This window comes from Micromonospora sp. NPDC006431 (assembly GCF_042870725.1).
GTDB lineage: Bacteria > Actinomycetota > Actinomycetes > Mycobacteriales > Micromonosporaceae > Micromonospora.
Genome location: NZ_JBIAHQ010000008.1, coordinates 32,484 through 45,872 on the forward strand (window position 1 = coordinate 32,484; position 13,389 = coordinate 45,872).

8 protein-coding genes are annotated in these 13,389 nt (G+C 70.2%); 1 reads left to right on the forward strand and 7 read right to left on the reverse strand.

Annotation, left to right across the window (positions count from 1 at the left end):
• Positions 1–19: 19 nt before the first annotated feature.
• The gene (locus tag ACFYM6_RS16095) at positions 20–1,459 is read right to left on the reverse strand and encodes a glycosyl hydrolase family 28 protein (protein ID WP_387276086.1); all 1,440 of its coding nucleotides are present in this window, start codon (positions 1,457–1,459) and stop codon (positions 20–22) included.
• A 284-nt stretch (positions 1,460–1,743) separates the two neighbouring features.
• Entirely contained in the window at positions 1,744–5,958 is a 4,215-nt protein-coding gene (locus tag ACFYM6_RS16100; RefSeq protein WP_387276088.1) for a HEAT repeat domain-containing protein, read from the reverse strand.
• A 302-nt stretch (positions 5,959–6,260) separates the two neighbouring features.
• Here ACFYM6_RS16100 and ACFYM6_RS16105 point away from each other — a divergent pair, with 302 nt between their 5' ends.
• On the forward strand, positions 6,261–7,217 hold the full coding sequence (locus ACFYM6_RS16105) for an SCO2521 family protein (RefSeq protein ID WP_387276089.1): 957 nt from the start codon (positions 6,261–6,263) through the stop codon (positions 7,215–7,217).
• Positions 7,218–7,223: 6 nt separating this feature from the next.
• Here ACFYM6_RS16105 and ACFYM6_RS16110 read toward each other — a convergent pair whose 3' ends face one another.
• The 5 genes from ACFYM6_RS16110 to ACFYM6_RS16130 form a co-directional block, all read right to left on the reverse strand.
• On the reverse strand, positions 7,224–8,189 hold the full coding sequence (locus tag ACFYM6_RS16110) for an SCO2522 family protein (RefSeq protein ID WP_387276091.1): 966 nt from the start codon (positions 8,187–8,189) through the stop codon (positions 7,224–7,226).
• Complete coding sequence (locus tag ACFYM6_RS16115; protein WP_073837225.1) at positions 8,186–9,115, reverse strand: SCO2523 family variant P-loop protein; 930 nt, start codon at positions 9,113–9,115, stop codon at positions 8,186–8,188. Before ACFYM6_RS16115 ends, ACFYM6_RS16110 begins: the two co-directional genes overlap by 4 nt.
• On the reverse strand, positions 9,116–10,957 hold the full coding sequence (locus tag ACFYM6_RS16120; protein WP_387276094.1) for an SCO2524 family protein: 1,842 nt from the start codon (positions 10,955–10,957) through the stop codon (positions 9,116–9,118).
• A gap of 376 nt (positions 10,958–11,333) precedes the next feature.
• Positions 11,334–12,029 (reverse strand): GntR family transcriptional regulator, encoded by a 696-nt coding sequence (locus ACFYM6_RS16125; protein WP_387276096.1) that lies wholly within the window; start codon positions 12,027–12,029, stop codon positions 11,334–11,336.
• A 293-nt stretch (positions 12,030–12,322) separates the two neighbouring features.
• Positions 12,323–13,219, reverse strand: a complete 897-nt coding sequence (locus tag ACFYM6_RS16130) for a dihydrodipicolinate synthase family protein (RefSeq protein ID WP_387276098.1) — start codon at positions 13,217–13,219, stop codon at positions 12,323–12,325.
• Positions 13,220–13,389 lie beyond the last annotated feature (170 nt).

Consider the following 13,389-nt stretch of genomic DNA (forward strand, 5'->3'; position numbering starts at 1 on the left):
CCGCCGGTGCTTCGGACACTCAGGCCGACGCGAGCACGAGCGGTTGCCCGTTCTCGACGACGTTGCGTAGCACGAGGTTGTCGACGTACTCCACCACGCCCGGCTTACCCGTGGTGCCGAAGTCCACGTTCGTGAGGGTCACGTCGGTGATGTGGTCGTCTGCGTAGCCGCGAAGATTGAGGGCGCGCCCGGCATGGCCGACGGTCAGGTCCCGGACGTCGATGTTGCGCACCACCGGGTTGAACCCGTAGCCGGGACCCTCCTCGTAGAAGAAGTTGACGTCGATGACGGCGCCGGCGACCTCGCCGATGCGGATGTCGCGGGCGTAGACGTCGGTGATGAAGCCGCCGCGGACGGAGTTCGTCTTGAACCGCAGGGCGATGTCCAGGTTGGGGCTGGACATCTCGCAGTTGCGGGCGAAGACGTTGCGCACCCCGCCGGACATCTCGCTGCCGATCGTCACTCCGCCGTGGCCGTCGCGCATCAGGCAGTCCTCGATGAGGATGTCCTCGCTCGGGGCGTTGACCCGGCGCCCGTCGGCGTTTCGCCCGGCCTTGATCGCGATGCAGTCGTCGCCGGTGTCGAAGGTGCAGCCGCGGATGACGACCATGCGGCTGGATTCGGGGTCGCAGCCGTCGTTGTTCGGGCCGTGGGAGTTGACGGTGACGTTCTGCACCAGCACGTTCTCGGACAGGGTCGGGTGGATCTCCCACATCGGGGAGCGGACGATCGTGACCCCCTCGATGAGCACGTTGCGGCAACGGTAGGGCTCGATGAAGGACGAGCGCAGATAGTCGCCCTCGCCGAACACCCGCTGCTCGACCGGCACGCCCTGCTCGGCCATGGCGAACAGCCGGGCCCGGGCGGCGTCCTGCTTCGGGTCGCCCTTCTTCCAGCCGTACTCGGCCTTGCCCTTCCACGGCCACCAGTGCTCGTTGTCCGCCTGTCCGTCGAGCACGCCGGCCCCGGTGATCCCGATGTTCTCCTGCTCGAAGGCATAGATCAGCGGTGAGTAGTTGTAAAGCTCGACGCCCTCGAACCGGGTCAGCACGGCTGGCAGGTAGTCGGCGGGGCGTTGGCTGAACAGCACCACCGCCTCGGCGGTGACGTGCAGGTCGACGTTGCTGAGCAGGTGGATCGGCCCAGTGAGGAACCGGCCGGCCGGCACCAGCACGTGCCCTCCCCCGGCGGTGTGACAGGCGGCGATCGCCTGCCTGATCGCCTCCGTGCAGTCGGTGGCGCCGTCGCCGACGGCGCCGTACTGCCGGATGTCGAACCAGCGGTTGGGGAAGTGCGGGCGGCGTACCTTCGCGCTGATGTACTCGGCGCGGGCCCAGGGGTTGCCGGGAGGCGTGGGATCGGCGCTTGCCCGGCCGGCGACCAGCGGCGCGAAGGCTGCGGCAGAGGCGGTCACCCCGGCCCATCGGAGGAAGTCACGTCTGCTGTGCTCGGTCGTCATGAAAGCTCTCCTGGTCTGGCCGGGACGGGTAGGTAAAGCTTTTCCTACCGGCCAAACGCATCGGCGTCAACGGATTGGCGGATGGGACATGCTCTGCGACGATGGTGCGGGAGAGCTTTGCCTAGGGCTGCCACGTGCGCCCGGACATCACCACACCGCCACCTTCGACCAAGGAGCGTCCTGGCGCTCACCGGAACCTTGCTGGTCACCGCCGCCCTGCTGGGATCAGATGGGTGGTTACCGCCGGCCATTGGACGCCGGGCGGGGCCCCGTACAGCGGCGGGTCACGGAAAGTCGTCGGGTTTGGTGTCGGGCAGCGCGGCGAGCAGTTGGCCGGCGAGGCGCCGTACCGTGCCGTCGTCCTCCTGGTGGGCGAGCCGGACGAGCACCTCCCGGGTCCGGCTGTCCCCCCGGTAGTGACGGGTCAACGCGAGCAGCGCGGTGCGGCGGATCTCCCAGTCGTCGTCGTCCGCCAGCCGCAGCAGCAGTTCCCGTACCCCCATCCGGTCGGCCAGCGTCGCTCCCAGCTGTTCCACGGCCCGGCGTCGGACCTCCAGGTCCGGGTCGTCGCGGACCAGCCCCACCAGCAGTACCCGAACCTCCGGATCGGCCCCGAAGTGCTCGCCGAGCGCGGCGGCGATGCGGGCGCGGATCGCCGGGTCCTGGTCGGCCAGGCGGCGCATCAGCCGCAGCGTCACCGCCATGGACGCCGAGCCCCGTTCGGTCAGGCAGCGCACCGCCGCGTCGAACACGGCCGGATCGCTGTCCGATTCGACGCATTCCAGCAGCACGTCGGTCACCACGTCGGGGCTGCCGTACGCGCACAGGGCCTGCACAGCGGCCAGCCGGATGCCGGCGTAGCTGTCTCGGCGGGCCCGCCGGCACAGCGTCTCCACCAGGCCGTCGGTGTCGCCGTGGCGGGCGAGTGCCTGCGCGGCGGCGCGCAGCACGTTCGGGTCGGGGTCGCGGCTGACCTGCTCGGCGAGGCATTCGTGCACCTCGGTCTCCGGCGGCTCGCCGAGGTGGGTCAGGCTGCGGGTGACCCGCAGCCGGACGATCGGGTCCCGCTCCTGGGAGGCCCGGCTGATGAGCAGGTCGCGGGTGGCGTGGCCGAGCAGCGGCCGGCCGGTGAGCAGGTCGACCGCGGCGAGCCGGACGCTCGCGGTCGGGTCCCGGCGGGCTCGTTCCAGCAGCAGTTCCCCGGTGCGGTGGTCGGGGTATGCCTCGGCTAGGGCACGCACCGCGGCGAGGCGCACGGTCGCGTCGTCGTCGGCGCGCGCGGCGTACGCCGCTACGGTCCATCCGGAGTCGTCCGCGCGGTCCTGGTCGAGCAGTGCGGTCACCGCCGCGGCCCGCACGGACGCGTCCTCGTCCTGCTCGATCTGGTCGACCAGCCGGGCTCGGCAGCGCCCCTCCGGATCGGGTACGAGCGCCAGCCGCTGCACGGCGACCGCGCGCAGCCGCGCGGAGGAGGCTGAGCAGGCCAGCTTCAGCAGCAGTTCGGTGCCGTCGGGGCTGGGCCCGCCGGGCAGCAGTTCGGTCACCAGGCCGCGCCGCACGTCGTCCGGGGCGTCGCTGGCGACCCGCTCCAGCGCCCGTGTGCGGGCCGTGTCGGCGTGCTCCGGCAGTGCCAGCAGGCCTTCCAGCGCGCACTGGACCACTGCGGGGTCGGTGTCGGTGTCCAGTAGTCGCTGCAGCGTCGCGGGTACGTCGGGCAGGTCGGCGCAGCGGGCGGCGAGGACTCCCACGGCGGCGCGCCGCACGGCGGTGGCTGGGTCTTCGGTGGCCCTCGCCAGCACCTGGCGGACGTCCTCGGACAGCTCGGCCCGGCCGCCGAGGGACTGCACGGCGAGCGCGCGTACCGCGGGGTCGGGTGATTCGGTGAGGTCGCGCAGCACGTCGACGAGCTCGGGGTCGGCGCTGAAGTGTGCGACCAGCGCCCGGACGGCGGCCTGCCGTACCGCGGTCGACACTTCCGCCTGTGCCTGGGCGAGGAGCAGGTCCCGGCACCGGCGGCGGCTGGGGCTGGTGGTGTCCAGCCGGCCGGCGGCCTCGGCCAGCCCGGCGACCATGGTGAGGTGGGCCTGCCGTTCGCGGCCCTGCCCGAGTTCCCGGACCAGCAGCTCCTCCAGCTGTTCCTCGGCGGTGGACAGCACCGCGGCGATCCTGGTCGCGAACGCGGAGCCGGAGCGCCAGCTGGTGCGCACTCCGCGGCGGCGGTACCAGTGCAGGAAGGCAGCCCGGCCCGGCCAGTGCGGGCCGAGCGCCCGGATGGAGGACAGCAGTTCCTGTTCGGTGAGTTCCACCAGGTTGGGGTCGTCGGCGGAGATGCCGTGTTCGACCAGCAGCACGATCTGGCCCAGCACGGCGTCACCCGCGCCGGCCAGCTCGGCCGGCTGGGGCGCTTCCGCCACGCACTGCGCGGCCAGCACCAGGTTCCATGGTGGGCCGGTGAGGTTCAGCGGCGGCCAGGGTTGGTTGACCTCGGTGGCGAGGACGGTGACCAGGTCGTTGGCGGCCGGGGCGGGCAGCGCGCTGGCGACCAGCCGGAGCACCTCCCGCCAGGACGGGTCGGCCCAGTGCTCGCGGAACAGCGCGCGCAGCTGGTCGAGGCCCCAGGCGTCCGGATCGTGCTCGAACCTGTCCACGATCTCCTCGGCGCAGAAGAACTCCAGGAACGTGCGGTGCACGAACCCGAACAGTCGCAGGCCGTACCGTTCCAGGATGAAGCTTCGCTGGCGCAACTTGTCGATCATTGAGTAGGCCATGGCGAGCGCCCGCTCGTTCTCGAATCCGTAGAAGTCGACCAGGTGGTCCCGGAAGATGCGCGCCAGTTCGTCGGATTCAATGTAGTTTCCCGCCGGTCCGGACTCCCGGAACTGCATCCGGAACGCCAGGTGGCGCAGCAGCCGCCGCTTCGCCTGCGGGTCCAGCGGCGGTACGTCGCCGTGGCTTTCCCGCAGTTGTTTGGTCACATCCCACTCGGAGATCAGCACGTCGGTGACGTGGGCGTAGAGTCGGCGCCGGTTGCGGGGCAGTGGGTGGCCCCGGCCGACGATCGCCATGAGCATCAGCAGCAGCGGGTTGCCGGCGATCTCGTGCATGGCCCGAGATCTGCGCACCACGTCGAGGATCTGCCGCCGCTGCCGGTCCGCCTCGGCCGCCGGGGTGGGCATGACGTAGCGGTACCAGTTGCCGAGGAAGCGGGCGATCCGTTCGTCGTCGAGGTCCTCGAGGGTGAAGTGGTCGAAGCCGGCGTTGGCGAAGGTGTGTCGCAGGTATCCGGCTGCCCGTGAGGTGACCACCGTCCGTACGCCGGGGTATTCGTTGGCAAACGTGGCGATCTGTGCGGCCACCTCCTCCCGCTGGGCCGGGTCGAACACCTCGTCGAGGCCGTCGAACAGGAACAGCGCCTGGCCGCCCTGGCGCAGGTACGACTCCAGCACGTCCTGGTCGATTCCGGCGAGTCCCTGCTGGTGGCGGTGGCCGACGTAGTCGAGCAGGCCGTCGCACCGGCCGTCCCCGCAGTGCACGGCGTACGAGCGCAGCTCGATCAGGACTGGCAGGTAGCGGTCCAGCGCGGCCAGTCGGGGCTCGACGCAGGCGCCGGCCAGTGCCAGCGCCAGATAGCGTGCGGTCGCTGACTTGCCGGAGCCGGGGTCGCCGAGCAGCACGATCGCCCGTCGGCTCGGATCGCACACCACGTCGAACAGGGCGAGTGCGTCCTTGGCCGCGTACTCCTCCCAGAGCCGCTCCACTTCCTCCGGGTCCACCACGCCGGGCAGGCCGCCGGTGTCCCCGTCCGGTGTGGAGCCGGCCCAGCGCCACCACGCGAGGGGCATTTCCGGCCGGGCGTCCTCGTGTACTCGCGGTTCCACGAACACCTTCGGCAGGCCGACCGTGAGGTATCCGATGGTGGGTCGTGGCGACACCCCGTCCAGGGGCACCGCCTGGTAGCGCAGCGCCAGCTGCTTGTAGTAGTGGTTGCGTACGGCCTCTGGCAGGTGGGTGTCGGGGTCGGCGGGTTCGCGGGCCGGGGAGCGGCCGCTGCGCACGTCGGCCAGCGCCACGGTGACCTTGGCGGACAGGTCGTCCACACTGGAGAAGAAGGCGCACAGGTGGCGTTCCTTGAGTTCCCGGCGCAGCGCGACGATCTGCTGCCAGTCGGCGTCCCGGTCGATCATGTCCACCGGCCACGGCGTGTCCTCGGCGAGCAGGAAGATCAGGCAGGGTTTCCCGGCCGCGAGGGCCTCACGGTATTCCAGTTCGGTGATGGAGGATTCCTGGCCGGGCGGCCGGAACCCGTACCGCCAGGCGAACAGCCCCACGTAGAGGTCGCAGCGGCGTACGTCGGCCAGGCAGCGTTCCAGGGGTGGCCTGATGTCGGCGCCGTACGCCTCCATGGCCACGTCCTCGATCTCGAGGCGGCGTGCCGCGGCGTGCACGGCAGCGCGATATTCCAGCAGGTCCTTTTGGGTGGCCGAAATGTAAACCTTCATGAACGGCAAACTCCAGGGGGTGGCTGGGGACCGCACCATTGAAAATATCAGCCGACGTCACATCCCTCTGACCCGTGAACGCCTGGCAACCCCAGCCACACATGGGATTCCCGCCAGCGGGGGGCCTATGATGGCCTCTGGACAGATTCGGGCCCGGAACGGTAGGAATCCCGTGCCCACGGGTGTTTCGGCATTTCCCGCACGGGTCCGTGTCGGTGCGGGTCACGGCGGCGTACGTCAATCACCATGGGACCGCATTCCGCGGGCGACCGCGGACCGGTGGCGGCGATGCGGAGGAAGCCATGCTCACGGTGGGTGAGGTGCACACCAGCCTGCTGCAGCACAGCACTGCGCTGGCACAGGAGCAGAGCGCCGAGGTGCTCAGCCTGGTCGAGGGCGAGGCCGTGCTGACATCGCGGCGCCCGTCGCTCTACGCGGTGTCACCCGACGTGCGCACCGGCGTGGACTGTTGGCTACCCAGCGCCAAGAAGCGCCAGCTACGCGGCGTGGGCGCGGTGGTCACCCGGGCCATCATCACCGGCGGCCGGATCGGCCAGGCGTCCTCGGTCATCCAGGTCGTCCCCGGGGAGCGCCGCCAACCGTGGTCGCACTACCTGGCCAATCCCGGCGTCCTGGAGACGGTCGGGAAGCTCGACGCCGCGGACCTGGCGGCGGGCTTCCTGCACGGCAACGCCGCCGACGTGCTGAACCTGGAGGCGATCACCGGCCGGGTGCTCGACGGCGTGCAGATGTCCGACCTGCTGGACCGACGCCCGCCACTACGCGCGGCGCGCACCCGGCTGCGCTGGACCGCGCGGGTCGCCGAGCGACCGGACCAGGTCTCCTCGGCGGTGGTCACCGTGGACTCCCCGACGCTGCGCACGGTCGAACTCGTGGTCGGCCCGCAGGACGTGCCGGCCGCCGTGGCCGGCCTCTGCGAGGATCTCGCCCTGCACGACTGGCTGCTCACCATGCTGTCCGCCGTCGTGGAGGCCGCGGTCACCCGATCGGTCTCCGGACAGGAGCACATCGAGCGGCTGCGGCCGGTGCTGGAGCACCTGCTGCACCTGTGGCTGCCCGGCGCGCGGGTGGACCCGCGGCTACGGCCGATCTGGGACCGGCTGGAGCAGGTACCCGGGTTCAGCAGGCAGTGGAAGTCGTCGGTCAACTGGATCCGGGATCAGATCAGCGTGAGCAACCAGGCCCTGCTGCGCGACCTGGCCGGCCGCGTGGCGGTCAACCAGCCGTGCCCACGCTGACCACGCTCACTCGCCGATGAACACGTAGCTCAACCGGTCGACCAGCTCGCTGGGCAGCTGCAGGCCCTCCCCGCCGGCCCGCTTGGCGACCTGCCGGGCCACCGGCGGGGGCACCGCGACCTGACCGAGGATGGTCCGCACGGCCAGCTCCACCGGCAGGTACCGGGTGTCCATCAGGGTCAGCGTGCGATACGCGCAGAACGGCGCGGCGACCGGGTTCAGCTGGACGACCGACGGCAGCTCGTCCCAGTCGGCGGGCAGTTCGCCGGCAAGCCGGCACGGCTGCGTGATCGTCTCACCCCGGTGCCGTAGCACGCCCAGCCGAGTCATCTGCCAGACCGAGGCGAGCAGCGCGCAGGCCCACACCCGCGTGTTCGGCTCGTCGGACCACAGCTCGACGTCGACGAAGATGGAATGCTGGGGATCGCCGGACTGCACCGGCGGGGACCACGGCAGTGGCAGGGTCATCGCCGGCGCGTCGACGTGCCCGGGCGAGCGCTTACCGTTGGACAGCCAGCCCGACTCGCTCAGCGGCGGGCGGCTCCCGGTGGTGTGCCGGGGCGGCTCCACCACCAGCGTGTCGACCACCAGTTGGGCCAGCTCGACCCCGTCGTGCCGGGCGAAGCTGGACTCCCGGGCCACGTAGTCCAGCGTCAGGCCGTGCTCCGCCGCGGCGCTCTGCACCTGCGGGATCACCTCGCGCGGGGTGCCGAACCGGTGGAAGTAGTCGTCCACCAGGAAGCAGGTGCTGATCCGGGGCTGCCGGTTCGGCGGCAGTCCTCGTCGGGCCAGCGCCGGGATCGCCCCCGCCCAGTCCGCGATCCGTTCGAACTTGCGCCGCAGCTCGTGGCACCCGTCGCCGAAGTCCTCCGCGTAGAAGTGCCCCAACTCCACCGACAGATGCGAGTACGCCACGCTCTCCGTACGACGCACCGCAGCCGCCTCCTGGAACCTGACATCCACGCCGATCACGCGGTCTCCCATGCCGTTTCGTCGAAGAGCTTCTCGGTCAGATCCACGAAGGCGTCCACCGTCTTGGCGTTCGCGATCTTGGTCTGCACGTCGTGGTCCGAGATGAGCTGCTCACGCCACTGCAGCAAGGGATCCAGCGGCACCGCGCCGAGCAGTGTGGTGCGCCCGACGCCCCGCCGTCGGGCCAGCTCCGACAGCTCCGCGTCGCACTTGCGCAGGAAGGCCTGCTGCGCGAGGTCGAGGTGGCCGACCTCGGGACCGCGCGAATCGATCACCGCGGTGCGGATGAACCGCAACGACTCCCGCAGCCGCTCCGGCTCGTGGCCGTACTCCTTGCCCATGGCCAGGATCCCGCCGGCCTCGAAGGCCAGGTCCGCGGCCGCCGTGACGTGCTGGGGGGTCCACCGGTGGAAGACCAACCAACGAACGGTCACCTTCCGCAGGGTGGGGGTGGCAGTCGCCGCCAGCGCGATCTGGCTGGCGTAGGACCGGCCGGCGCTGAGGTCCACCAGAGTCAGGTCGAACTCCTCCTCCAACCGGAGGAAGAGTTCGGCGCAGCGCTTGGCGATGTCGTTGGTGAAGCCGAACTCGCTGCCGTTGCGCTGCCCGGGCAGCAGCACCAGCGGACCGGACCCGATGGGCCGCTGGCGCAGGCTGGCCCGCTCCGAGGTGCCCCACACGTCCAGCTGTTCCGGCGACGGGATTTCCCCGCGCAGGTACCGATGCAGGCCGCCGCCGTTCGGCCCGGCACCCTCCACCCCGTTGACCGCCTGCGGGATCTGGAACGTGATGCCGGCCGTCGGCGAACCGAAGTCGTAGTCCAGATAGCAGGTGGGGCGGCCGGACAACGCGCTGCGGTAGGCGATGTTCGCCGCGGTCACCGAACGCCCGGTGCCGCCCTTGTGCGACGTGACGAAGACCAGCATTCAGATCCCCTCGCTGGCTTTCTGCTGCCCGGTGGTGATGTCGTTGAGCAGCAGCAGCAGGGTGTTCGCCAGAGCGGCCGCCGTGCCGGGCCGTTCGTCCACCAGCATCTGCGCCCGGCGCAGGCTGGCCCGGATGCTGCGCATGCTGCGCTGCATCGCCTCACCGGCGAACGTGCCGCGCATCAACTCCCGGTCGAACAGGTACTCGGCCTCGTCGATGAGATCCTGCGCGTACGCGGCGAGCCGCCCGGCTCGTGGGAACGGCCGCTCCCAGAGCAGCTGACCGGCGCTGACCAGAGCCTGCACCACCCGCTCGGTCAGATACCAGGAGGGTGCGTCCGGCTTCGGCGCCAGCCCGGGGAAGGCACCGCCGGCGTGGTCCCACAGCCCGCGGTGCCGGCCGTCCGGGATACGCCGCAGCAGCAGGTGCTCCCACACCTCGTCGGCAAGTTCGAGCAGCTCGCTGCGCTGCCGGGCGTTGCTCAGCAGACCGGCGACGGTGGCCGCCCGCTGCAGCAGCACCGTGGAGAATTCGTTGACGTTCCACGTCATGATCGGCTTCGACGTGTCGTCGTTCAGCGTCACCCGCTTGCCCGGCGCATGCACGATCAACGCCGGCTCGTCGGGCGAGGCACGCCGGGTGATCCGCGACCGCTGCGCCAGCTCCACGAGCACCGCGGCGATCCGCCCGAGCTCCTCGTCGGCGCCGCGCCCACCGGCGAGCAGTCCCTTCACCGCCAGCGACGTGGCCTGCAGGGTGTAGTAGTCGGTGCGGTCACCGTCAGTCGTCCGCCACGGGATGTCCTCGATGGGCCACCGCCGCCGGTTGCCGAAGGTCGCCACCGTCGCCCAGTAGGTGCGGGTCAGCTCCCAGCGCAGTTGCAGTGCCCGGGACAGCCGCTGCTGCTCCTCGTTGAGCAACCCGAGCAGGCGGGTGCGCTCGGAGTTCAGGTCTTCGATGGCGTCCATCGCGATGACCGTGAAGTAGAGGTAGGGAGCGTTCTCCGCCGAGCCCTCGCGCTGCTGGCCGATCGGTTCGGTGGTCGGGACCTCCTCGGCGCCGGCGATGGTCCCCCACGACCAGCCACACTCGAACAGCATCTCGCTGTTGTCCAGATCCTCGGTCACCCGGCCGGACCCGATCACCACGCTGCGCAGGCTGGCCATGGTGTCCCGCAGCTGTTCACGCAGCGCCGCCACGAGTTCGCGGCGGGGCAGCTCGTCCTGGTTGACCATGTCGCACAGCCGGACGCCGTACTCGTCGGTGGCGGTGAAGACGAAGGTACTGAAGCTGCGCAGCAGCCCCACCATGGCCGCCGTGAGGCGCGCGCTGGCCATCGCCTCGAGGTTGTCCAGTTGGGCCAGCAGGTCGCGCCGCTGGGTGGAGCCCCGGTAGACCTTGACGAAACCGATCGTCGCCAGGGTGAGCGTGACAGACACCGCGAACGAGTCGACGATGTCCTGGGAGCGCTGCTCGTCGGTGAGGTCCGGGCCACCCTCCAACGGGTTGAGGTAGCTGCCACCGTCGAACAGCGGGGTCCCGGTGTCGTCGGTGTACCGGGTGTAGTAGTCGATCATCACGCCGACCAGCCGACGGGGAATCTCGATCGCACCGCCGATCGGACCGAGTGCCTCGATGACCTCTTCGTCGGTGCGGTCCGGGTCGTCCAGCGACAGCACCGGGACCTTGGCCGCCGGGAGCAGCAGAGTCAGCAGTTGCTCTGCGTCGCTGATGGAGTTGCTGCCGCTGCGGCCACCCCAGTGCCATTCACCGTCCTGCCAGCAACTGCGTACCGTGGCCCGCCAGATGTCGAGGATCTCCTGGCGCGGCTGTATCCGCATGATCCACCGCCGTCTGCTGTAGTCGTCGACTCGAAACTGCTGGTGTTGCCGTGCGCACGAAGATCCACGATGGTGTGTGCCACCACATCGTATCGGTCGCGTCGAGTACCGCTAGAGCCGCTTCGATGGCCGCGTGTCGGCGACGGGAACCGGCCGTCCAGGTGCGACCCGCGCCCGGATCCGGCGGAACAGTCCACGGCAAGATGTGAGTCCACTTTCGGCGCCAGCCCCGTTGGACCCGGGATGAAAGCGAGCCAGCTTCATCGTGGGAAGTAGCCCTGAGCGGCGCAACGCAGCACATCGACCCCAGCCGCACGGACCGCCACGATGACGCCACCGTGGACGTGGATCAAACCCTCGGCCAACCCGGCCGAGATCAGTGCCCGTTCTTCTGGGCTGCCGCAGCTCGTGACCGCTGCCTGCGCGGGCGTTCCTCCCGGCCGGCCCAACTGCCGCGCACGTGGCCGATGTGCGCCTTGATCAGCCGCTCGAGGCCACGCCGGTCGTTCGCGGCGATGAGATCGAGCATCTGGAGGTGTTCTGCAGCCGAGGAGGCCAACTCGCCGTTGGCGGCGAGCCGGGTGAGGCCGTACAGCCTCGTCCGGGAGCGCAACTCGCCGACGAGCGAGACCAGGTTCGCGTTGCCCGCCAGTGCGAGCAGCTCCAGGTGGAACACCCGGTCCTGCTCGATGTACGCGATCAGATCTTTCTCCTGCGCCGCCTCGACGATCCGTTGCGCGATCGGCCGCAGGCGAGCCAGGTCATCGGCGCCTGCCACGCCAGCCGCCCGGATGGTCATCGGAACCTCGAGAAGCTGTCGGATCTCGGTGATGTTGTCCAGTTCCTCGTCGGAGAGTTCGGTCGGCCGGAAACCCTTGTTGGGCACCGTCTCGACCAGGCCCTCTTTGACCAGGTCCAGCATCGCCTCCCGCACCGGCGTGGGCGACACGCCGAACTGCGCGGCAAGGGCGGGCGCGGAGTAGATCTCCCCGGGGCGCATTTCACCGGCCACGAGGGCCGCACGCAGGGCGTGGGCGACCTGGCCCCGCACGCTGCGCCGCGCCTCGAGCATCGGCAAATGTAACGACTGCGCCATTACTGCACCCCCTCCGCTTGGAGGATAGTTGGACCGGATCCACCGCCTCGCGCCACCCGGATCGTGTCGCATCCCCAGGTCGGTGCGACCGCCATGGGGACCGGGTGCAGCGCAGTGTAGAACCCCGGCGCGGCCCGGCCCTGCTCCCGGTGGCCGATGCGGGAAACCCGCTGTCCACCGAGCGGGAGGACATCGTTCGGCATGCCCCCGGTGTGCGAGCAGATCGCGTGGAACAGCCGCTTGCCGCACACGTGTCTACCACCCTTCCACTACCGGCACCCGGCGGCGCTCGCCTTCTCGGTGGCCTCCCGCACGGCGCGCTGCTGCTCGGCGGTGAGCGGAACCCGGGGCGGCCGGCACGGCCCGCCATACCGCCCGACGACGTCCATCGACAGCTTGATCGCCTGGACGAACTCCGTCTTGGAATCCCAGCGCAGCAGCTGATGCAGCATCCGATAGAGCGGCAGGGCGGTGGCCAGGTCACCGTTGGCGGCGGCATTGAACAGCTGCACACTCGCCCGCGGCAGCGCGTTGACGTAGCCCGCGACCCAGCCCCGCGCTCCGGCGAGGCACATCTCCAATGCCACGTCGTCAGCGCCGACCAACACGTCGAGGTCCGGGGCCAGCTCGGCGATCTCGTAGCTGCGCCGGACGTCGCCGGAGAACTCCTTGACGCCCACGATCAGGCCCTCGCCGCACAGCTTGGCGAGCAGGGCCGGGGTGAGATTGACCTTGGTGTCGATCGGATTGTTGTACGCCACCACAGGTATGCCGACCTTCGCCACCTCGCGGTAGTGCTCGACAACGGCCCGCTCGTCGGCCCGGTAGGCGTTCGGGGGCAGCAGCATGACCGCCACACAACCGGCCTCAGCGGCGTCCTCGGCCCATCTGCGCGCCTCCAACGCACCGTACGCGGCAATGCCGGGCATCACGGTGAAGCCGTCCGGAGCGACGTCGACCGCCGTACGCACCACGACGCGTCGCTCCTGCTCGGTCAACGTCTGGTACTCCCCCAGCGACCCGTTCGGGGTCACGCCGTCGCAGCCCTCGGCGGCCAGCCACCGGACATGCTCCGCGAACCGATCGAGATCGACCTGCAGCCGGTCGTCGAAGGGCAGCGCCGTGGCGACCAGCACCCCGTGCCATGGCTTCAATCGCGCGTGCATCCCGTACTCCCTGTCTTGTGTCGCATCCGTCCGACCGAACCCGGCCTGAATCCCGTCGCCGTCGCTGAAGGCACCACCACGACGGAGGAGCGTACAATGTCACAGTACAACAGCGCAGGGGAAAGACTCCAGCCGTAACGTCGCATAAGGTGCACCTGCCCGATCACCGC